Source organism: Pseudomonadota bacterium (genome assembly GCA_016195085.1).
Lineage (GTDB): Bacteria > Pseudomonadota > Alphaproteobacteria > SHVZ01 > SHVZ01 > JACQAG01.
Window position 1 is genome coordinate 25981 of sequence record JACQAG010000043.1, and the last position, 19861, is coordinate 45841.

The window sequence follows — 19861 nt, forward strand, 5'->3', positions numbered from 1 at the left end:
GAATAGGGGGCAGAGATACTCTGCCGTGCTCTTGCGAGGAATATCCTTGAACGAGTAGAGAGTTGAGCGCGGTTTCGTTAACGATCGCCGTCCGAATCGCGAGCGGCATCACGATCCAATCAAGCCGCATAGTCATTGCGCTTCGTGACCCTGTGTTTGCCCCTTGGGACATAAAGTTTGGATTTCAGCCCGTCATTTGACGGCGCCAGGCAGCGTGCCTAACCTCGATGCATGTTTGAAATCACCGGTGACGACATTGCCGCGTTGAACGACGAAGATTTGCGCACGCTCGTCGGTAATCTTTGCGAGGCAGAGCTGCGCCGTCGGAACCTTCCTTCGTCGGCCGTCACATGGGGTGGTGACCAAACGGCGAAGGACGGCGGCATCGACGTTCGCGTGGCTCTCGCATTGGGGACGAGCATCGATGGCTTCATTCCGAAGGCCAACACGGGTTACCAGATCAAGAAGCAGTATATGCCGCCCTCAGAGATCAACGGCGAAATGAGGCCAAAGGGTGTCGTACGGCCGGTCATCGGCGAACTGGCTATGGCATCGGGTGCGTATATCATTGTGAGCTCAGCGGACTCGACGTCGGACTCGGCGCTCAAGGACCGCAGGGTCGCGATGGCGGAATCGGTGCGGGATATTGCCGGCGCCGAAAACCTCATCCTGGATTTTTATGACTGCAACCGCATCGCGACCTGGGTGCGCGGTCACGCGGGCTTGATACCGTGGACTCGTTCAAGAATTGGCAAGTCAATTCCAGGTTGGCGACCCTACGGTTCGTGGTCGTATGCGCCTGATGGTGCTGACCCCACCTATCTGGTCGACGAGGCGGCCCGCATCAAGACGGGTGACGAGAAAGAAGGAGATGGCCTCACCGCAACGAACGGGATAAACAAGATTCGAGATGTGCTTCGCACACCGGGCCATGTCGTGCGGCTTGTCGGACTTTCAGGCGTCGGAAAGACGCGGTTGGTCGAAGCGCTCTTCGACTCGGCTGTTGGCTCAGGCAGCCTCGACCCATCTCTCGCCATCTACACGAATATTGCCGAAGGGCCCGATCCTCAGCCTGCCGGCCTCGCCTCCGATCTGATCGCAGGACGCACGCGTGCGATCCTTGTCATCGACAATTGCCCGCCAGACATCCATCGCCAGCTGTCCGACATCGCCCGATCGGCTCGCACGACGATAAGCGTCATTACGGTCGAGTACGACATCCGCGAAGACCAGCCCGAAGGCACAGAGGTCTTCGTGCTGGACACATCTTCGGTAATCCTAATCGAAACGTTGATTTCGAAGCGGTTTCCCAACCTTTCTCAGATCGATGCCCGAACGATTGCTGAGTTCTCGGGTGGGAACGCGCGTGTCGCCTTGGCGCTGGCCGGTACGGTGGCGAAGAACGAAACGATTGCGGGGTTGAGCGATGCCGACTTGTTCCGTCGGCTCTTTCAACAGCGGCATGATCCCGACGCTTCGCTCCAGTCAATCGCGCAAGTGTGCTCGCTCGTTTACTCATTTGAAGGAGAGAAAGTCTCGGGCGACGGAGCCGAGTTGCCGATCCTCGGCGGCCTGATTGGAAAATCTGCTGAAGAAGTATTCCGTGCGGTTGCCGAATTGAAGCGGCGCGATCTGGTTCAGCAACGCGGGCCATGGCGGGCGGTACTGCCACACGCCATTGCGAACCGCCTTGCAGCCATTGGGCTTGAGAATATTCCTCGTTCCAAGCTGTTGTCGGTGTTTATAGAGAGCGCGCCTGAGCGCCTCCTTCGGTCCTTCTCGCGTCGCCTTGGCTATCTCGATGGCAGCAGGGAAGCGCAGGCCATTGTTCAAAGCTGGCTGGCGCCGGGCGGAATATTGAGTGATGTCACCAACCTCACCGAGCTAGGCCGCGCCATGTTCGACAATGTCGCGCCGGTGATGCCGGATGCCGTACTTTCGGTACTGGAGAAGGTCTTCGTGGAATCGGATGAGGCCACTCTTAGAAAATGCACCCACTTCCTTAGGCTCCTGCGCTCGCTTGCTTTCGATCCGGTGCACTTCGAGCGCGCTGTTTCACTTCTCGTTGCGTTTGCCCGGCTGCCCAGTAGTGACCTGTCTAACAGCGATGCGGCGAATATCATTGAGTCACTCTTCTACATCGTTCTGTCCGGCACGCACGCACCACTTAAATTGCGTCTTTCCCTCGTTGAACGTTTGCTGCGCTCCTCGGACCCTGTTGAGCAAGGCTTGGGAGTCAAGGCGCTGCAAGCAATGCTCAAGACAAGTCATTTCTCGTCCACGTATGAATTCGAGTTTGGCGCGCGGTCACGCGACTACGGGTATTACCCTCCAACTCGCCAGGACGTACGAGATTGGTTCACGTCTGTTTTGAGGCTCGCGGAACCATTCGCGCTGTTGGAAAATCCGGTCGCTGAACTGGTGCGAAAAGCTATCGCACGTGAATTTCGCGGGCTTTGGACAGATACGGAGGCGGCCGATGAACTGGAGCGGTTGGCATATGCTGTCGCCACCGAGAAGTTCTGGCGCGAAGGCTGGATCGCCGCGCGTCACACTCGAATTTATGAGGGCAAAGGTCTTCCACCAAAATTACTGGCGCGGCTCACGGCCCTTGAAAAATCTCTAAAGCCTGAGAATCTGATCGACAAGGTTCGTGGTCTTGTCCTTGGCTCGAACGGCGGCGGCGTCGATCTCGACGAATTGAACGAGGTTGAAAATGACGGCTACGATGCGGCGGCCTCGCGCGTGGCTACGGCGGTCGAAAACCTTGGTCGGGATGTGGCCACCGACGAGCAAGCGTTCAAGGTATTGCTACCTGAGCTGATCGACGCGTATGGCAAAGTCGTTGGCTTTGGCCAAGGCATGGCGCTTGAAGCCGAACAGCCGCGTGAGATGTGGAGTGCCATGGTCGCACAGGTAACTGAGACGGGGAAGCCGGGCATCGACCTCTTGTGTGGTTTTCTCGACGGCCTTCAGAAGCGGGATGGCGCTCTCGCCAATGCCCTGCTGGATGAAGCGTTGGACGATCCGACGCTCGCCGCGTGGCTTCCCACCTTGCAAGCCGGCGTCCGCATCGATGAAGATGGGCTGCGTCGGCTGCATCGCGCGCTTGAGCTTGGCAAGGCGCCGATCGATCGATTTTTTGGTCTTGCTTACGGGCGTACCTGTGATGTCATCCCTGGGTCCGAGTTTAAGCGTCTCATGCTGTCGATCGGACAGAAACCTGGCGGAGTTCCAGTTGCCATGGATATTCTTGCCATGCGCATGCACTCTGACCGCAGCGGCAAGAAAGCGTTCGTGCCGGAGGTTGCTGAAGCGGGCCGTGAGCTTCTTAGAGCCTATGAGTTTCATCGCAAGGATAACCGCGCAACGCGCGAAGATTACGAGATAGGCGTGATCGTCCGGGTTTCGCTCGCTGGAGAGGAAGGAAAGGCGATTGCGCAGCAGTTGTGCCGTAATCTGATGGCCGCAGCTGCGCGGTATGAAGTGCATGCCTACGACCACGACGACCTCTTGAAAGCACTTTTTCAGGTCCACCCGGTCGACGTGCTCGATGAGCTATTCTCAGGGGACAGGAAGTCCCAGGACAACAGTATCCGGTTGCTGAATGATGTTCTGCGTTTTGGCAAGACTCCGATTGACGCGGTATCCGACGAGGTCATGCTCGGCTGGTGCGATCGCGAGCCGAAAGACCGGTACCGGTTGGCAGCTGCTGTTGCTTTGCTGTTCAAACGGCCTAATGACAACGCCCCACATGAATGGACGAGCCTGACGCACCAGCTTCTTATGAAGGCACCTGATCCGGAAGCCGTCTTCAAGGAAGTCGTCAAGCGCCTGCGTCCCACGGGCTGGAGCGGATCGCTAGCGACGAAGCTTGAATCCCGCCTTACGCTGCTCATTCAACTTGATGTCAGCGCAATCCCGACGCTAGCGGCGCCTCTCGATAGTGCCAAGTCAATGCTGAAGCAATGCATAGAAATAGAGCGCCGTCGCGAGACAGAAGAAGACAAGGCCCGCAGCGGGCGATTTGAATAAGAGTAACATTGATTCGCATCGGCGAACGTGGTGCGAGTTGCACGGCGCTTAGCAAGGGGAGGCGAGCAGGTCTGACTAATGCCCGATCTATCCCACTTCCCCATCACCAAGCGCTGGCCGGCCAAGCATCCCGACCGTCTGCAGCTCTATTCCCTGCCGACGCCGAACGGCGTCAAGGTGTCGATCGCACTGGAGGAGATCGGGCTTGCCTATGAGCCGCACCGGATCGACATCGGCGCCAACGAGACCTGGACGCCGGAATTCCTGTCGCTCAATCCGAACGGCAAGATCCCGGCGATCATCGATCCGGACGGGCCAGGCGGCACCCCCTTCGGGCTGTTCGAATCCGGAGCGATCCTGCTCTATCTGGCCGAGAAGGTCGGCAAGCTGCTGCCGAAGGATGCGGCGCTCCGCTACGAGACCATTCAATGGGTGTTCTTTCAGATGGCAGCGGTCGGGCCGATGTTCGGCCAGGTCGGCTATTTCTACAAATTCGCTGGAAAGGAGATCGCCGACAAGCGTCCGCTCGAACGCTATCGCGCGGAGTCTCAAAGATTGCTTGGTGTCATGGAGACGCGCCTCGACGATCGGCACTGGATCATGGGCGATGACTACACCATCGCCGATATCGCTCTCCTCGGCTGGGTCCGCAATCTGATCGGCTTCTACGGCGCGCGCGAGCTCGTCGCGTTCGATAGCCTGAAGTATGTTCCGGCCTGGCTGGAGCGCGGTTTGGCACGACCGGCGGTGCAACGGGGTCTGGAGATTCCCAAGCGAGCGTGAAGAGGCGCCGCGGCTTGCTCGCAGTCTTCAAGCCTCGCATAAATACCTGACGGCAGGTGGCAAGTATAACTCCCTACAACAGCCTCTATCGTCGCCAGGGAGATGGTCGTGACGGAATCCCCGGGGCGTTTCGGGCTGACGGTCGAGGTGAGAGATGAGTAGGGCGACATCCGAGGGGTCTGCAAAAGCACCCGCAGGCATCGCAGCGGGACAGTGTCTTTGCGGCAAGGTCAGGTTCGAGATCGACATCCCGGCGCGATGGGCGTGGCATGACCATTCCCGCAAGACGCAGCATGCACAGGGTGCTGCCTACGCGACCTATGTGGGCAGTTGGCGGAGCCGCTTCCGCTTTACCAAGGGGGCTGCGAACGTCACCCGTTTCAACGATGCGGCTGCGGGTAAGGCCCGAAGCTTTTGTGCTCGATGCGGTACCCCCGTCCTTTATGAGCGCGCTCACTCGCCTGAGATGGTGAACATACCCCGGGCGCTGTTCGACGGCCGGACCGGCAGGGAACCGCTCTATCACATCGCCATCGGGGAGTCGCCCGAATGGGCCTATCGAGGCCAGCCGTTGCGTCCGCTCAAGGGATTCCCCGGCGTCGTGTGGGAGCGTCCGCGACGGAAAAGGCAATCCGAAACCGCCAAAGACTTGTCGTTCGAGCCGTGACGCGTTTCTCGCCGTACCGGCGTTCTCTTCGCGTGGCGACCGTCGCCGTGCGGGGCCTGGCATGGGGCGGCGCTGTGGCGCTATCCTAACCGATCGATCGCTCGTCGTTGCATCTTCGCCCCCGATTGCGGCATCGGCCAATCAACCCCCAGCGGGAGACAGCATGGACCTCAAGCTCAAGGGTCGCACCGCGCTCGTGACCGGCGCCAGCCAGGGCATCGGGCGCGCCATCGCAATCGGCCTCGCGGCCGAAGGGGCACGGATTGCGCTCGTCGCCCGCCGCAAGGAGCTGCTGGAAGAGGTCGCCAAGGGCATCGAGGCCGCCGGCGGCATCAAGCCGTCACTGATCGTGGCCGACGTCATGCAGCCGGAGTCGCCTTCCCGCATCCGCGACGAGGCGGTCCGTGCGCTCGGCCGGATCGATATCCTGGTCAACAGCGCCGGCGGCAGCCGTCCGATCCCCGTGGAAGCGCCCGACGCCGCCTGGGACGAGGCGCTGATGCTCAACTTCACCCGGCTCCGCCAGATCACCCACGCCGTCTTGCCCGGCATGATCCAGGGCAAGTGGGGCCGCATCATCAACATCACCGGCAAGTCCGAGCCGGATCGGATCAACGCCGCCTTCGCCGCCAAGGCGGCGGTGCATGCCTGGGCCAAGGGCTTGTCCCGCGAGATCGGCAAGCACGGCATCACCGTCAACTCGATCGCGCCCGGCCGGATCATGTCCGAGCAGATCCGGCGCCTCTATCCCGAAGCCGAGCGCCGCGAATTCGCGGAGCGGGAGATTCCGGTGGGCGAGTACGGTGAGCCCGAAGACCTCGCCGTCCTCGCCGTCTTCCTCGCCTCGCCTTTGGCCCGCTACATGACCGGGACGGTCATTCCGGTCGACGGCGGGCTCCGGCGCTATCAGTACTAGGGACTGAACCGATGTCCGACTGGAACGCCAAGCAGTATCTCAAATTCGAAGACGAGCGCACGCGGCCGCCGCGCGACCTCCTGGCGCAGGTGCCGCTCGGCAGCGTCAGGCGCGCGGTCGATCTCGGCTGCGGACCGGGGAACTCGACGGAGCTCCTGGTCGAGCGATTCCCCGCGGCCGAGGTCATCGGCATGGATTCCTCGCCGAACATGCTGCAGAAGGCGCGGGAAAGGCTGCCGAAGTGCCGCTTCATGCAAGCCGAGATCGAGAGCTGGGTCCCGGACGCCGGCACCGATCTCTTGTTCGCCAATGCGGTCTTCCAATGGCTACCGGAACATCCGGCGGTGCTGCAGCGCTTGCTGCAAACCCTGCCTGAGGGCGGCGTGCTGGCGGTGCAGATGCCCGACAATACCGAGGAGCCGGCCATCGCCCTCATGCGCGAGGTGGCGTCGCGCGAGCCCTGGGCCAGCAACAAGGCGCTGTCCGGCGCGGCGCGCACCGCCCTTCTCGCGCCCGAGGGTTACTATGACCGCCTCAAGCCGCACGCATCCCGCCTGGACATCTGGCACACCGTCTACAACCACGTCATGGCCGGGCCCGAGGGCATCGTCGAATGGTTCAAGGGATCGTCCCTGCAGCCTTATCTGGCAGCGCTCGAAGGCCGGACCCGCGAGGACTATATCGCGGCCTATACCGCGGAGCTGGCCCGGCACTACAAGCCCCGCACCGACGGAAGGGTCCTGCTGGCGTTCCCGCGGCTGTTCATTCTCGCCATGCGCTAGCAACCCACGCGCCTATGCCTAGGATTTGGGCAGACTCCTAGCCGGCAGCCCTTGCTTGTCTGCCGCCGGTGAACTTCCTAGTATGTGGAAATCAACGATAAGCGCGAACCAATGCGCAGCGCAGCCTTAGGGAGGAGCTAGCCGCCATGACCATTTCCCGGCGTCGATTCGGAACGATCACGGGTGCTGCCGCGCTCGCCACCGTGTTGCCTCGGCGGAGCCGGGCGCAGCAAACGATCATGATCAAGTTCAGCCATGTCGTCGCCGACGACACGCCGAAGGGCAAGGGCTCGCTCAAGTTCAGGGAACTTGCCGAGAAGTACACGAACGGCAAAGCCAAGATCGAGGTCTATCCGAATTCGCAGCTCTACAAGGACAAGGAGGAGGTCGAGGCCCTCCAGCTCGGCGCCGTCCAGATGCTGGCCCCCTCGACCGCGAAGTTCGCGCCGTTGGGAGCGAAGGAATTCGAGGCGATGGACCTCCCCTTCGTGTTCGCCGACGACGCCAACTACGACAAGGTCGTGAAGGGCGAGGTCGGCAAATACCTGATGGCCAAGCTGAAGCCCGCCGGCATCACCGGCCTGGCATTCTGGGACAACGGCTTCCACATGGTCTCGGCCAACAAGCCCTTGCTCCTGCCGGCCGACTTCCAGGGCCTGAAGATCCGCATCTCCGGCTCGAAGATCGCCGACATGTATTTCCGCAAGATGGGCGCCCAACCGCAGATCATGGCGTTCTCGGAGGTCTACCAGGCCCTCCAGACGGGTGTGGTGGACGCCTGCGAAAACACGCCGTCCAACTACCTTACCCAGCGCTTCCACGAGGTGCAGAAGCACATCACCAACTCCCAGCACGCGCATCTGCAATATGCGGTGATCGTCAATACGAAATTCTGGGAGGGCCTGCCGGCCGACATCCGCGGCCAGCTCGAGAAGGCCATGAACGACGCGACCGACTACACCAACTCGATCGCCCAGAAGGAGAACGCCGACGCCTTGAAGGAGATCCAGGCCAGCGGCAAGACCCAGATCCACGAGCTCACCGCCGATCAGCGCAAGGCCTGGGTCGCGGCGCTGATGCCGGTCTACAAGACGGCGGAATCGCGGGTCGGCGGCGAGATCCTGGCGCTGCTCGAGCGCAATCGTAGCGGCTGAGGCGAGTCCGACAGCACCTCCTCGAGGAGCAAGCGCAGGCATGGCGGTCGCCGGCGTTTCCGCAAAGCGCGCCCTAGCCGGTCCGCTGCTCCGTTCGCTCGACCATCTCGAGGAATGGCTCATCACCTTCCTCATCGCGGCGGCGACCGTGATCATCTTCGTCGCGGTCGTTCACCGCTACGGTACCTCGGGCGCGATCGACGTGTCGAAATGGGCGGCCGCCCATGGCTGGCTGTCGCTCGCGGCGGCCCTCGAGCGCCTTTTCGTCTGGCTCGCCGATTGGGATCTCTCCTGGGCGCAAGAGCTCTGCATCTACATGTTCATTTGGATGGCGAAGTTCGGCGCCGCCTACGGTGTGCGCACCGGCATCCATGTCGGCGTCGACGTGCTCGTCAACCGCCTGCCGGAGGAGCGGCGAAAGAACGTCGTCCTGTTCGGCTTGCTGAGCGGCGCCGTGTTCACCGGCGTCGTGGCGGGGCTCGGCGCCAGCTTCGTCCACGGCATGTATCTGACCGGGCAGACCTCGAACGATCTGGAAGCGCCGATGTGGATCGTCTATCTGGCGATTCCGCTGGGCTCGGGGCTCATGTGCTTCCGGTTCCTGCAGGTCGCCTGGTCGTTCGCCCAGACCGGCATGCTCCCGCATCACGACCACGCCCATGTCGAGGGCATCGAGAGCGATGCGACCGCGGCCGACGCCAAGACTCCCTGGCGGCGCGGCGAGGCGATCGGCTGGGCCATGATGCTGGCGCCGATCCTCATTTTCCTCTTGTGCCTGGCGCAGCATACGGGCGTGGTCGAATTTCCCCAGGGCGTGCGCGCCGCGCTCGTATTCCTGCTGCTGATCTCCCTCATGCTTACCGGCATGCCGATCTCCATTGCGCTCGGCATGACCGTGCTCGTCTTCCTGTTCACCTTGACCGACGTGCCGCTCGCCTCGGTGGCGCTCAAGCTTTTTACCGGCATCGAGCGATTCGAGATCATGGCCGTGCCGTTCTTCATCCTCGCCGGCAACTTCCTCACCCATGGCGGTGTGGCGCGGCGCATGATCGACTTCGCGACCTCGATGGTCGGGCATCACCATGGCGGCCTCGGCCTCGGTGCGGTTCTGGCCTGCGCGCTGTTTGCGGCGGTATCCGGCTCCTCGCCGGCGACGGTGGTCGCGATCGGCTCGGTGATGTTGCCGGCGATGGTGGCGCAGGGCTTCCCCAAGCGCTTCGGCGCGGGCGTGGTCACCACCGCCGGGGCGCTTGGAATTCTCATTCCGCCGTCGATCGCCATGGTGCTCTACGCGGTCTCCACCAACACCTCGATCGGCAAGCTCTTCATCGCCGGGATCGTTCCGGGCATCGTGCTGGCGACCATGCTGGGCGTCACCACCTGGTACCGCGCCTGGCGCGCCGGCTACCCCAGGTCCGCCAAGGCAACCTTCAGCCGCCGCTTTCGGACGTTTCGCGATTCCGCCTGGGGGCTGCTGCTGATCGTCATCGTCATCGGCGGCATCTATTCGGGCGTGTTCACGCCCACCGAAGCCGCCGCGATGAGTGCCGTCTACGCGTTCGTCATCGCCGTCTACGTCTATAAGGACCTCAAGCTCAGCGAAGTGCCGCGGGTCCTGCTCGCCTCGGCGAACATGAGCGCGATGCTGCTCTACATCATCACCAACGCCGTGCTGTTCTCGTTCCTGATGACCTACGAGAACATCCCGCAAATCATGGCGCAGTGGATGATCGATCAGGGGCTGGGTTGGGTCAGCTTCCTGCTCGTGGTCAACGTCCTGCTGCTGCTTGCCGGCAACGTGATGGAGCCGTCATCCATCATCCTGATCATGGCGCCGATCCTGTTTCCGGTGGCGATGAAGCTCGGCATCGACCCGATCCATTTCGGCATCATCATCACCGTGAACATGGAGATCGGCTTGTGCCATCCGCCGGTCGGCCTCAATCTCTATGTCGCCTCGGGCATCGCCCGGATGGGGATCACCGAGCTCACCATCGCGGTCCTGCCGTGGCTCGCGACCATGCTGGTGTTCCTCGTGCTGGTGACCTATTGGCCGGGTCTGACGCTGTTTCTACCGGCGCTGCTCGGGATGCGATGAGACGCGCGCCGTCCTCGGCGTAGACCGACCCCCTTGCAGATTGTCGAACCGATAGCGAGGTCCCTCTGCGGTTCCCCTCGGCGGATTGCGAGACTGATGAGAGGCAGGCCAGATGCAGCAGGACACACCGGTCGAGGTCCGCGATGTGGCGCCGGGCCTGTGGATATGGAGCCTCCATCATCCTGATTGGAAACCGAATCAGGGCTGGGAGCCGCGCGTGGCGTCGACCTGCGTCGAGTCGGGGGGCGAGATCCTGGTCCTGGATCCGCTGGCACCGCCCGCTGGCACTGTTGCGGTGTGGGAGCGGCTTGACGCGCGCCCGCCGACGGTCGCCATCGTTCTCAAGCCGGATCACGTCCGCCACGTCGATCAATTTGTACGCCGCTACAAGGCCCGGGCCTTCGGCCCGGATCGCTTCGATCGCGACGACATCCCAGAGACCCGGTTGGAGCCCATCTACCCCGGTAGCCGACTTCCCGGAGGGATCATCGCCCAATACGATGGACGGGGCCGTAACGAGACGCCTCTGTGGCTGCCGGAGCAGCGCACCCTCGTCTTCGCCGACGCGCTGACGGCACCGGGGGGAGAGCTCAGGGTCTGGGCGACACCGTGGCATCGGGAACGAGCCTTGCCGGCGCTCCGCGCCCTGCTCGAGCTCCCCTTCGAGCTGGTGATCGTCTCGCATGGCGAGCCCGTGCACACCCGTGCGGACTATGAGCGCGCCCTCGAACGCACGCCGTGGAGCGGATAGCCCCCGGTCGGACGAGGCTGCCGTCGACGGATTCGCGATCGTCTCGCCAAAGCATGAGGCGCACCGTCTGCTGGTGCGGCAATACATGCTGACCGTGCCGGACGATCTCCTGGAGGCGGCACGGCTCGACGGCGCCGGAGAATTCCGGATCTTCTGGAGCGTCGTCCTGCCGATCGCCTTGGATCGCCGCCATGGGTGCTTCGGCAACCTCATCCTTCGACACGCTCAGGATGAGGTTTTTCCTTTGTTCCACGCACACCACCCTCATCCTGAGCGTGTCGAAGGATGAGGGCGACCCGTGGGCGAAGACGGCACTGGCGGTAAGGAACTTCCGGGACACGACACTACCCCGCCTTCTCGAGAGAGGCGAAAGCCAGCGAATCGTCGCTGCAAGTCAGCCTAAGCGCTCGAGCGCTCACGTTCCCGGACAGAGAAGGCATGATCGCCGGCGTCGCGCTCGGGCCTCCGCACGGGCGGCCAGTAGTCCTTTCGCCGCTCCAATGCGTGAACCAACACCTCGCGCGCGCTGAGCAAGGCCGTGCGACAGCGAGGCGTGAGCCAGGCGCTTTGGCTCTCCAGCATCCGGTCGATTTCGACGATCTCGGCCTCGAGCTCCGCATCCGCCCGGACGATCGCCGCAAAATTGCCTGCGGGCGGGCTTGCGCTCGCGAGGCTCATCGGGAGCCCCCGACCGACCGCATCCCGGCAAGCGTTATTTGCCGGTTCGTGCGGGCGCGTCGCGGTTGGGCCGGTCGTCGCGCATAGGCGCTGCGCTGACCCATGAGGTTGAGAAGCGCGAAGCGTTCCGCGACTTCGAGCAGCATCGCCGGCTCCGGTTCCTTGGGAGAAACCGCCTGGACGATGCGGAGTTTCGACGCCCCGAGACCGGGACGCTCGTCTGGTGCCCTGCCTTCGCGCGGCTGTGAATGGGACCTTGATGTGAGACCGCTCATGCCACCCGCCAACCATGTTCGCAGGCATAAGCATCGATGCTGGCCGCAACGACCGTCAATGAGGCCGTCAGCAACAAAAATTCAAATTGTTCATGCGACAAGATCGGATTATTCTTCGCTCCGCCCTTGCCAAACGAAAGATCCGGGCGAAGGCCGCGATTTCAACGTCTTGCCAGAGAATTACCTGGAAGAAGATCCATGGTGCAACCATTCCGGATCCTGGTCGTCGATCCGGATCCGCCATCCGTTGAGCTCATAACGCGAACCGCAAGCGCGCTCAGAGCGACCGAGATCGTATCGGTGGCCACGGCCGAGGCGGCGCCGCCGAAGCTTTCCGACCCGGAACGGCCCTTCGACCTCGTCTTCACCGCGTTGGACCTGCCCGACATGGACGCACCGACGCTGGTCAAGTGGACTCGCGCCTACGGCGACAGCCAAAGGCCGAACGTGCCCATGGTTGTGATGCATGAGGGGCCGCTGCCCTCGACCGCCGCGACCGAGATCGTCAATGCCGGCACGCGGCTGCTGCTGCAAAAGCCGCTGACCCAAAGGCGCATAGCGGCGTTCATCGACGGTGCGGGGAGCGCCTATCATAACTTCATCATCAGTCCGACCTATATCGGCCCGGAGCGCCGAGGAGCGAAGCGGCCGATCCGGGATGAGCGACGGATCACGGCGTCAAGCGCGGTACTCATCGTCGAGGACGCGACCAATTATGAGCTCGGCGACGACACAATGGTCGTCATCTTCGATTATCTCAGACTCCGCGTGTCCGGCGCCGATCTCGTCAGCTTTCGCGACTTTCTCACGCGCGAGCATCTGCAAGCCGCCCTGCGGAACCGGGCCTCGGTGCAGCGGAGAACCTTCCGCAAGGTCGAGCGGCAGCAGGGGGTCTTGGAAGCGTCGCTTGCCGCTCTGGAGCAGGAAGCGACCGGCGAGCACCTCAAGCGGATGAATCGCGCCGCGTGGACTATCGCGGCCGATTGCGCCAGCGCCGGGTGGACCCTCATGGCGTCGGTCGCGAAGTCGCTGCACCATTACACCTCCGGCGCCTATCGGCCCTCGCAGCGGCTCGTGCGCTTTCTGGCCTCGCACGTCTTGGCGCTAAAGACGGCGCTGACCGGCCGCATTTTCGACGATGGCGGCCGTATCGGCCAAACGATCGTGGCGACGGTTCGCAGCGCCGAGCTCATGTTTCGCCGCGACGCAACCAGCCCTTCCTCCGGCGTGTGAAGCGGCACATGCGCGTTGCGAGCACACCCGAAACAGTCACCCCGGCCGACAAGGTCGAGCTGGACGCCCGCGAGCTGGCGCTGGCCGGCGTCATCCGCGAAGCCGGACGCTTGGCGCGGACTTATTTCTACGACCGGGCCTCTCTCGGGCTCACCTTCAAGGGACCCCAGGACTATCTGACCGTGGCCGATGGTGCGGTCGAGCGCGCCATCATCGAGCGCCTCGGCCGGGCCTTTCCCGGCGACGGCTTCCTGGGCGAGGAGGGCGGCGGCCGGCCGGCCCCGTCGCTCTGGGTGATCGATCCGATCGACGGTACCGCCAACTTCGCGCGCGGCGTGCCGCATTTCTGCATCTCCATCGCCTATATGCGGAACGGCAAGGTCGAGCTCGGCGCCATCTATCAGCCGATCACCGACGAGCTTTTCGCCGCCCGCCGCGGCGCCGGCGCCGCCTGCAACGGCCGCAAGATGCAAGTGAGCGCCACCAAGGACATGGCCCAGGCGATCGTCGAGCTCGGATGGTCGAAGCGCCGGCCGATGCAAACCTACACGGCAGTCATGGAGCGGGTGGTGACGGCGGGCGGCAGCTTCCGGCGCGCCGGTTCCGGTGCGCTCGGTCTCGCCTATGTCGCCGACGGCCGCTCGGACGGCTATGCCGAGCTCCACATCAACTCCTGGGATTGCTTGGCTGGCCTGATCATGATCGAGGAAGCCGGCGGCTGGACCAACGACTTCCTCGCCGGCAATGGGCTGACGGAAGGCAACCCGGTGCTGGCGGCCACACCCGCCCTGGCCGCGGCCATGCAGAAGGCGACCGGCATCGAGCGCTAGTCACCGTCTTCCTCCCTCGCCCATGGGGAGAGGTGAAGGTTCGCGACGACGCCGGCTTCGCCATCTTGTCCCACGCGGAGAGGCCTGGGATGAGACGCCTTCCCCGCGTCGTCCGCTTCTGGACCGCTGCGGTGCTGCGGTGCTAGCCTCCCTGTCATAAAATTGAAACACGCGGCCTCGGATCAGGGGCGGCTCGTGACGGGAGGATTTGAGGGCCATGACACGATCGCGTTCGCAATTCCGCCGCTGCTGCGGCTTGGCGCTGCTGGCCGCTGGGTTGGCGCTCCCGACGACGCAAGCGCGCGCCCAAGGCGATCTCACCGTTTATTGCGGTGTGCAGGAGGAGTGGTGCCGGCCGATGGTCGCCGCCTTCGAGCGCGCGACCGGCGTCAAGGTGGCGATGACCCGCAAGAGCTCCGGGGAGATCTATGCCCAGCTCAAGGCGGAAGCCGCCAATCCGCGCGGCGATGTCTGGTGGGGCGGCACCGGCGATCCGCATCTGCAAGCCGCCGAAGAGGGGCTGACCGAGGAATATCACTCCGCGATGCTGAGCCAGCTGCAGGATTGGGCGGTGCGTCAGGCCGAGCAGGCGAAGTTCCGCACCGTCGGCATCTATTCCGGCGCCCTCGGCTTCAGCTTCAACACCGAGCTCTTGAAGAAGAAGGCCGCGCCCGAGCCGAAATGCTGGGCCGATCTCTTGAACCCCGCATTCAAGGACGAGGTGCAGGTCGCCGACCCGAACTCCTCGGGAACCTCCTATACGATGCTGGCGACCATGGTGCAGCTCATGGGCGAGGAGCCGGCCTTCGACTACATGAAGAAGCTGCATCGCAACATCAATCAATACACCAAGTCCGGCGCGGCTCCGGCCCGGGCCGCGGCCACCGGCGAGAGCTTGATCGGCATCACCTTCATGCATGACGGCGTGACCGAAGCCGTTGCCGGCGCGCCGCTCAAAGTGGTGGCCCCTTGCGAGGGCACCGGCTACGAGATCGGCTCGATGAGCATCGTCAAAGGGGCCCGCAACCTCGCCAACGCGAAGAAGTGGTACGACTGGGCCTTGACCCCCGAGGCGCAAGGGATCGGCGCCGAGGCCAAGGCCTATCAGGTGCCGTCGAACAAGAACGCCAAGACCCCGCCGCAGGCGCCGAAATTCTCCGAGATCAAGCTCATCGCCTACGATTTCGCCAAATACGGCTCCTCGGCGGTGCGCGGCGGCTTGCTGGCGCGCTGGGACAAAGAGGTGAAGTCGCTGCCGAAGTGACGGGCCGCCCGCGCTCGACGTGAACCGTCGGCATTTTTTATGGTGCCTCGCGGGCTGGATCGGCTTTGCGGTCCTGCCATGGCACATGCTCGACGCGGGCTTCTGGAGCTTCCGCTGGCTCGGGCAGTATCCCCAGCCTGCTGAAGCGATGCCGGCGCTCGGGCTGGGGCTCCTCGAGGGGCATGGCTGGCTTCTGCCGATCGGGCTCGCCCTCTTGGCGCCGCTCCTGGTCATGCGGCGCCCGGCCGGCGACCGCATCCTCGCCAGCACGCTCGCCTGGTCGGGCGGGCTCGGGCTCCTCTGGACCTTCGGCCAGGGCTTCCTCATCGGCCTCAAGGGCCCGCTCATCGGCGTGCTGGCGGGTCTGGGCGGGCCGATCGCCCAAGGCCAGGCCGGGCTCGGCTGGGGTGCGGTCGTCGTCGTCGCTTCCTTGTTGGCCTTCCTCGCCTACGGGCTTGCCCAGCACGGCGCCTGCCGGGGCGACGGCTTCGTCGTCGGCGCCATCCTCGCCGCGGTGCTGCTGATCGGCCTCTTCGTGTTCTTTCCCGTGGGCCGCGCGCTGGCGAGCGCGCTCCAGGACAATGACGGAAATTTCGTGCCGGGCCTGTTCGTCCGGCGCATTCTCGTCCGCGACATCTGGGGCATGGACTGCCTCTACAGCGAGCTCCGCTGCGGGGTCGCGTTCAACACGGTGGTGCTGGCGATCCTGGCCGGGCTCGGCTCGACCTTGCTCGGCCTCGCCTTCGCCTTGGTCGCCGTCCGCTCGGCGTTTCGCTACAAGCGACTGCTGAGGGCGATGACGGTGCTGCCGATCATCACCCCACCCTTCGTCATCAGCCTCGCCATCATCGTGCTGTTCGGCCGCACCGGGCTCGTCACCGGCTGGCTCGATGCCTTGTTCGGGCTCGGGCGCTCGCGCTGGATCTATGGCCTGCCGGGCGTGCTCATCTCTCAGCTCCTCTCCCAGACCCCGCTCGCCTTCCTGGTGCTGATCGGCGTGCTCGAAGGCGTCGGCCCGTCGCTCGAGGAGGCGACGCAGACTTTGGGCGCCAGCCGCTGGCACTGCTTCCGCACCGTCACCTGGCCGCTCATCCGCCCCGGGGTTGCCAATGCGGCGCTGCTGGGCTTCGTCGAGAGCATGGCGGATTTCGGCAATCCCTTGGTGCTCGGCGGCAATTTCGACGTGCTCTCGGTCAAGATCTTCTTCGCCGTGGTCGGCGCCCAGCACGATCCCGGACGCGCCGCGGTGCTGGCCGTCGTGCTCTTGTGCTTTACCCTTGGCGCTTTTTGGCTGCAGAACCAGTGGCTGGGCAAGCGCGTCTACGTGACCGTGACCGGCAAGGGCGATTCCGGCCTGCCGACGCCGCTGCCCCGCGGCATCTCCTGGGCGTGCTATCTGACCACGCTCCCCTGGGTCGCCTTCACCCTCGTCGTCTACGCGATCATCCTCATCGGCGGCTTCGTGCGCGACATCGGGCGGGCCGACTACACCGTCACCTGGCGGCATTTCATCACCGCCTTCAATGTCGAGACGACGGAGCGCGGCCTGTTGTTCTCGGGCTCGGCCTGGGATTCGTTCTGGACCACGCTCGAGGTCTCCGCCATCTCCGCCCCGCTCACCGCCGCCATGGGGCTATTGACCGCCTATCTCCTCTCCCGCCAGCGCTTCGCCGGGCAGCGTTTCTTCGAGTTCGGCACCATGCTGAGCTTCGCCATTCCCGGCACCGTCATCGGCGTCAGCTACATCATCGCCTTCAATGTGCCGCCGATCGAGATCACCGGCACCGCGCTCATCCTCGTCATCTGCTTCGTGTTCCGGAACATGCCCGTGGGCGTGCGCGCCGGGCTCGCCGCCTTGAGCCAGATCGACCGCAGCCTGGATGAGGCCTCGCTCACCTTGGGCGCCCGCACCACGATGACCTTGCGGCGGGTGATCCTGCCGCTCCTGCGTCCGGCGGTGGTGGCGACCTTGGTGTTCAGCTTCGTGCACGCCATGACCGCGGTCAGCGCCATCATCTTCCTGGTGAGCGCCCGCTACAACATGGCGACCTCCTACATCGTCAATCGCGTGGAGGCGGGCGAGATCGCGCTGGCGATCGCCTACTCCTCGGTCTTGATCCTGGTCATGGCCTTGGCGATCGTGGTGATCCAGCTTGTGGTGGGCAAGCGGCGTCTGGGCCGGCGCGGCCTCGGCGATCTCGGCCTGGCAGGTGCAGCATGAGCGCAGGTGCGGCATGAGCAAATCGGGACCGGCATCGGTCGAGTTTCGTGGCGTCACCAAGCGCTACGGGCAGATCGTCGCGGTGAACGCCGTATCGTTCACGGTCGAGCCCGGCAGTTTGGCGACGCTCCTGGGACCGTCGGGCTGCGGCAAGACCACCACCCTGCGCCTGGTCGCCGGCCTAGAGATCGCCAGCGAGGGCCAGATCCTGATCGGCGGCCGCGACGTGACGCGGCTTTCGGCCGCCGAGCGCGACGTCAGCATGGTGTTCCAGTCCTACGCGCTGTTTCCCCATATGAGCGTGCTGGAGAACGTCGCCTACGGGCCGATCGCGTCCGGCGAGCGCAAGGCCAAGGCGCACGACATGGCGCTGGAGAAGCTCGAGCTGGTGGGCTTGTCCGGGCTCGAGCGGCGCATGCCTTCCGAGCTGTCGGGCGGCCAGCAGCAGCGCGTCGCGGTCGCCCGCGCGCTGGTCTTGGAGCCGCAGGTCCTCTTGTTCGACGAACCGCTCTCCAATCTCGATGCCAAGCTCCGGCGCCAAGTGCGCGAAGACATCCGTGCCTTGCAGCGGAGCCTCGATCTGACCGTGGTCTATGTCACCCACGACCAGCAGGAGGCGCTCGCGGTCTCCGACCAGGTGATCGTCATGTCGAACGCCGCCATCGCCCAGCATGGCTCTCCTCGGGAGCTCTATGAGGAGCCGGCCAATCTGTTCGTCGCCGACTTCATCGGCGATGCCAACATCATCGCCGTGGAGATCGAAGCGATCGTCGGCAATCAGGCGCGGGTTCGCCTCGGGCCGATCGAGCTCGAATTGCCGGCGCGCGGCGCCAGGAACGGCAAAGCCCACATCGCGGTTCGGCCGGAGTCGCTGCTGCTCGCCGTCGACCAACCCAATGAGGACGCGCTCCGGGGCCGCATCGCCAAGGCCGCCTATCTCGGGACCCACATGGAGTATTCGGTCGAGACCGCGCTGGGCGAGCTATTCGTGATCGACCGCCGCATCGCCCATCCGTTCGCCACCGGCACGGATCTTTGGCTCTCTTTCGCCGATCACGGCATGACCCTGGTGCCGGAGCGGTAGGCAGCGGCGCCTAGACTCTGACTGGTGCCAATGCGGTGCTTGGCCGGGAGCGTGATCGCAACCGGCGCTGCACGCCGCCTGTCGCGCACGGTGACGCAAATTGGCTGGGCACGGTCCCGCCCGCAGTGCCGGAGGCACCCGATCCCCGGCCGGCGTCCTGGGTCGCCTGCATCGCAGCCCGTTCCGTCAAGCCCAGCCAGGCTTGGCGAAGAAAGCCCCACAAGGCCTCCTCAGTGACACGGTCGCGCAGCATCACCGCCTGCATGACAGGGTCGGCAATCATCTCCGCGAGGCTAGGCTCCGGTCCCGCATCGGCATAGTCGCTCATCGCTCATGCTCCCGGTTTCGGGTGCCCTCTCCATCACACGAGCCATGCTAGTCGCTCTAGAGGTGTCTAGTCCGACGCACAAAGGTGAAATCTTCCTTAATGAAACATGTCCATTCCGCCGCATTTGAGCGGTGATCGCAGATTTATTTAAGCATCCAGTGGGACGGCTGCGCTTCTAAGCCGGCAGCTCGTAGCCGATCGCCGCTTCGATCTCGCAGGTGCGTTGTACGGCAGGGCGGGCCATCATGCGCTCGTAGTGGCGGGAGAGGTTGGTGAACTCGCCTTGCGCCGGATTGAGCGAGTTGCGGAAGCGCCAATACAGGCGAAAGAGGTGGATGTCGGCGATCGAGTAGCGCCCGAGCGCCCACTCCCGGTTCCCCAAGCGCTGGTCGGCCATGGCGTACACGGCGCGGGCATGGTCGATCCCCTGTCGTCGCGCCGGATGGACCGCGGCGGCAAGGAACGACATCCACGAAATCGCCTGCGCTTCCGCTTCGCTATCGCCTTCGGGCAGCAAAGCCGCCGCGGGGTAGCGCTTCGCCAGATAGAACAGGATCGCGGCGACTTCGGTCAGCGGGCGTTCATCGATCAGCAGGGTCGGGACCTTGCCTTCCGGATTGAGCGCCAGATAGGCGGGCGCGCGGTTCTCCTTCTTCGCAAGCGAGATCGGCCGGCGCTCGAACGGTTGGCCGATCTCGTTGAGCGCGATGTGCGGCGCCATCGAGCTCGTTCCCGGATCGAAGTAGAGCGTCAGCATTGGCG

At 64.1% G+C, this 19861-nt stretch carries 16 protein-coding genes; 14 read left to right on the plus strand and 2 right to left on the minus strand.

All coding sequences use genetic code 11. The features are described from left to right. Positions 1-231: 231 nt before the first annotated feature. The 9 genes from HY058_13600 to HY058_13640 all read left to right on the plus strand — a co-directional run bounded on the left by HY058_13600 (position 232) and on the right by HY058_13640 (position 11475). Positions 232-4035: a hypothetical protein gene (locus tag HY058_13600; GenBank protein MBI3498331.1), complete on the plus strand. Its 3804-nt coding sequence runs from the start codon at positions 232-234 to the stop codon at positions 4033-4035. Between the two features lie 78 nt (positions 4036-4113). Next, positions 4114-4818: a glutathione S-transferase N-terminal domain-containing protein gene (locus HY058_13605; GenBank protein ID MBI3498332.1), complete on the plus strand. Its 705-nt coding sequence runs from the start codon at positions 4114-4116 to the stop codon at positions 4816-4818. 154 nt (positions 4819-4972) lie between these two features. Beyond that, positions 4973-5485, plus strand: a complete 513-nt coding sequence (locus HY058_13610; protein MBI3498333.1) for a GFA family protein — start codon at positions 4973-4975, stop codon at positions 5483-5485. Between the two features lie 163 nt (positions 5486-5648). After that, complete coding sequence (locus HY058_13615; protein MBI3498334.1) at positions 5649-6401, plus strand: SDR family oxidoreductase; 753 nt, start codon at positions 5649-5651, stop codon at positions 6399-6401. Positions 6402-6412: 11 nt separating this feature from the next. Further along, positions 6413-7183, plus strand: a complete 771-nt coding sequence (tam, locus tag HY058_13620) for a trans-aconitate 2-methyltransferase (protein MBI3498335.1) — start codon at positions 6413-6415, stop codon at positions 7181-7183. 146 nt (positions 7184-7329) lie between these two features. Beyond that, positions 7330-8337 carry a DctP family TRAP transporter solute-binding subunit gene (locus HY058_13625; GenBank protein MBI3498336.1) on the plus strand — a complete coding sequence of 336 codons (1008 nt, stop codon included), beginning with the start codon at positions 7330-7332 and terminating at the stop codon, positions 8335-8337. A gap of 40 nt (positions 8338-8377) precedes the next feature. Beyond that, positions 8378-10435 (plus strand): TRAP transporter large permease subunit, encoded by a 2058-nt coding sequence (locus HY058_13630; protein ID MBI3498337.1) that lies wholly within the window; start codon positions 8378-8380, stop codon positions 10433-10435. A gap of 112 nt (positions 10436-10547) precedes the next feature. Next, complete coding sequence (locus HY058_13635) at positions 10548-11186, plus strand: hypothetical protein (protein ID MBI3498338.1); 639 nt, start codon at positions 10548-10550, stop codon at positions 11184-11186. Next, complete coding sequence (locus HY058_13640) at positions 11119-11475, plus strand: carbohydrate ABC transporter permease (GenBank protein ID MBI3498339.1); 357 nt, start codon at positions 11119-11121, stop codon at positions 11473-11475. Before HY058_13635 ends, HY058_13640 begins: the two co-directional genes overlap by 68 nt. Before the next feature lie 110 nt (positions 11476-11585). On the opposite strand, the gene HY058_13645 is transcribed toward HY058_13640, so the two are convergent. Continuing rightward, positions 11586-11864, minus strand: coding sequence for a hypothetical protein (locus tag HY058_13645; GenBank protein ID MBI3498340.1), 279 nt, complete (start codon positions 11862-11864; stop codon positions 11586-11588). Between the two features lie 473 nt (positions 11865-12337). Here HY058_13645 and HY058_13650 point away from each other — a divergent pair, with 473 nt between their 5' ends. The 5 genes from HY058_13650 (at position 12338) to HY058_13670 (ending at position 18771) form a co-directional block, all read left to right on the plus strand. Beyond that, entirely contained in the window at positions 12338-13372 is a 1035-nt protein-coding gene (locus HY058_13650; protein MBI3498341.1) for a response regulator, read from the plus strand. Between the two features lie 8 nt (positions 13373-13380). Further along, a complete protein-coding gene (locus HY058_13655) occupies positions 13381-14202 on the plus strand; it encodes an inositol monophosphatase (protein MBI3498342.1) in 822 nt (273 codons plus the stop codon). A gap of 217 nt (positions 14203-14419) precedes the next feature. Then, positions 14420-15466 (plus strand): ABC transporter substrate-binding protein, encoded by a 1047-nt coding sequence (locus HY058_13660; GenBank protein MBI3498343.1) that lies wholly within the window; start codon positions 14420-14422, stop codon positions 15464-15466. Between the two features lie 85 nt (positions 15467-15551). Next, the gene (locus HY058_13665) at positions 15552-17687 is read left to right on the plus strand and encodes an iron ABC transporter permease (protein MBI3498344.1); all 2136 of its coding nucleotides are present in this window, start codon (positions 15552-15554) and stop codon (positions 17685-17687) included. A 13-nt stretch (positions 17688-17700) separates the two neighbouring features. Beyond that, the gene (locus HY058_13670; protein MBI3498345.1) at positions 17701-18771 is read left to right on the plus strand and encodes an ABC transporter ATP-binding protein; all 1071 of its coding nucleotides are present in this window, start codon (positions 17701-17703) and stop codon (positions 18769-18771) included. Between the two features lie 503 nt (positions 18772-19274). Here the strand turns inward: HY058_13670 and HY058_13675 are convergent. Then, positions 19275-19856, minus strand: a complete 582-nt coding sequence (locus tag HY058_13675; protein MBI3498346.1) for a glutathione S-transferase family protein — start codon at positions 19854-19856, stop codon at positions 19275-19277. Between the last annotated feature and the right edge of the window lie 5 nt (positions 19857-19861).

Bases quoted from the DNA above. Each gene is read 5' to 3' on its own strand.
- HY058_13665 (MBI3498344.1), top strand. From the start codon at position 15,552: ATGCTCGACGCGGGCTTCTGGAGCTTCCGCTGGCTCGGGCAGTATCCC.
- HY058_13625 (MBI3498336.1), top strand. From the start codon at position 7,330: ATGACCATTTCCCGGCGTCGATTCGGAACGATCACGGGTGCTGCCGCG.
- HY058_13615 (MBI3498334.1), top strand. From the start codon at position 5,649: ATGGACCTCAAGCTCAAGGGTCGCACCGCGCTCGTGACCGGCGCCAGC.
- HY058_13650 (MBI3498341.1), top strand. From the start codon at position 12,338: ATGGTGCAACCATTCCGGATCCTGGTCGTCGATCCGGATCCGCCATCC.
- HY058_13645 (MBI3498340.1), bottom strand. From the start codon at position 11,864: ATGAGCCTCGCGAGCGCAAGCCCGCCCGCAGGCAATTTTGCGGCGATC.
- HY058_13660 (MBI3498343.1), top strand. From the start codon at position 14,420: ATGACACGATCGCGTTCGCAATTCCGCCGCTGCTGCGGCTTGGCGCTG.
- HY058_13655 (MBI3498342.1), top strand. From the start codon at position 13,381: ATGCGCGTTGCGAGCACACCCGAAACAGTCACCCCGGCCGACAAGGTC.
- HY058_13670 (MBI3498345.1), top strand. From the start codon at position 17,701: ATGAGCAAATCGGGACCGGCATCGGTCGAGTTTCGTGGCGTCACCAAG.
- tam (MBI3498335.1), top strand. From the start codon at position 6,413: ATGTCCGACTGGAACGCCAAGCAGTATCTCAAATTCGAAGACGAGCGC.
- HY058_13605 (MBI3498332.1), top strand. From the start codon at position 4,114: ATGCCCGATCTATCCCACTTCCCCATCACCAAGCGCTGGCCGGCCAAG.
- HY058_13630 (MBI3498337.1), top strand. From the start codon at position 8,378: ATGGCGGTCGCCGGCGTTTCCGCAAAGCGCGCCCTAGCCGGTCCGCTG.
- HY058_13600 (MBI3498331.1), top strand. From the start codon at position 232: ATGTTTGAAATCACCGGTGACGACATTGCCGCGTTGAACGACGAAGAT.
- HY058_13640 (MBI3498339.1), top strand. From the start codon at position 11,119: ATGGCGAGCCCGTGCACACCCGTGCGGACTATGAGCGCGCCCTCGAAC.
- HY058_13675 (MBI3498346.1), bottom strand. From the start codon at position 19,856: ATGCTGACGCTCTACTTCGATCCGGGAACGAGCTCGATGGCGCCGCAC.
- HY058_13610 (MBI3498333.1), top strand. From the start codon at position 4,973: ATGAGTAGGGCGACATCCGAGGGGTCTGCAAAAGCACCCGCAGGCATC.
- HY058_13635 (MBI3498338.1), top strand. From the start codon at position 10,548: ATGCAGCAGGACACACCGGTCGAGGTCCGCGATGTGGCGCCGGGCCTG.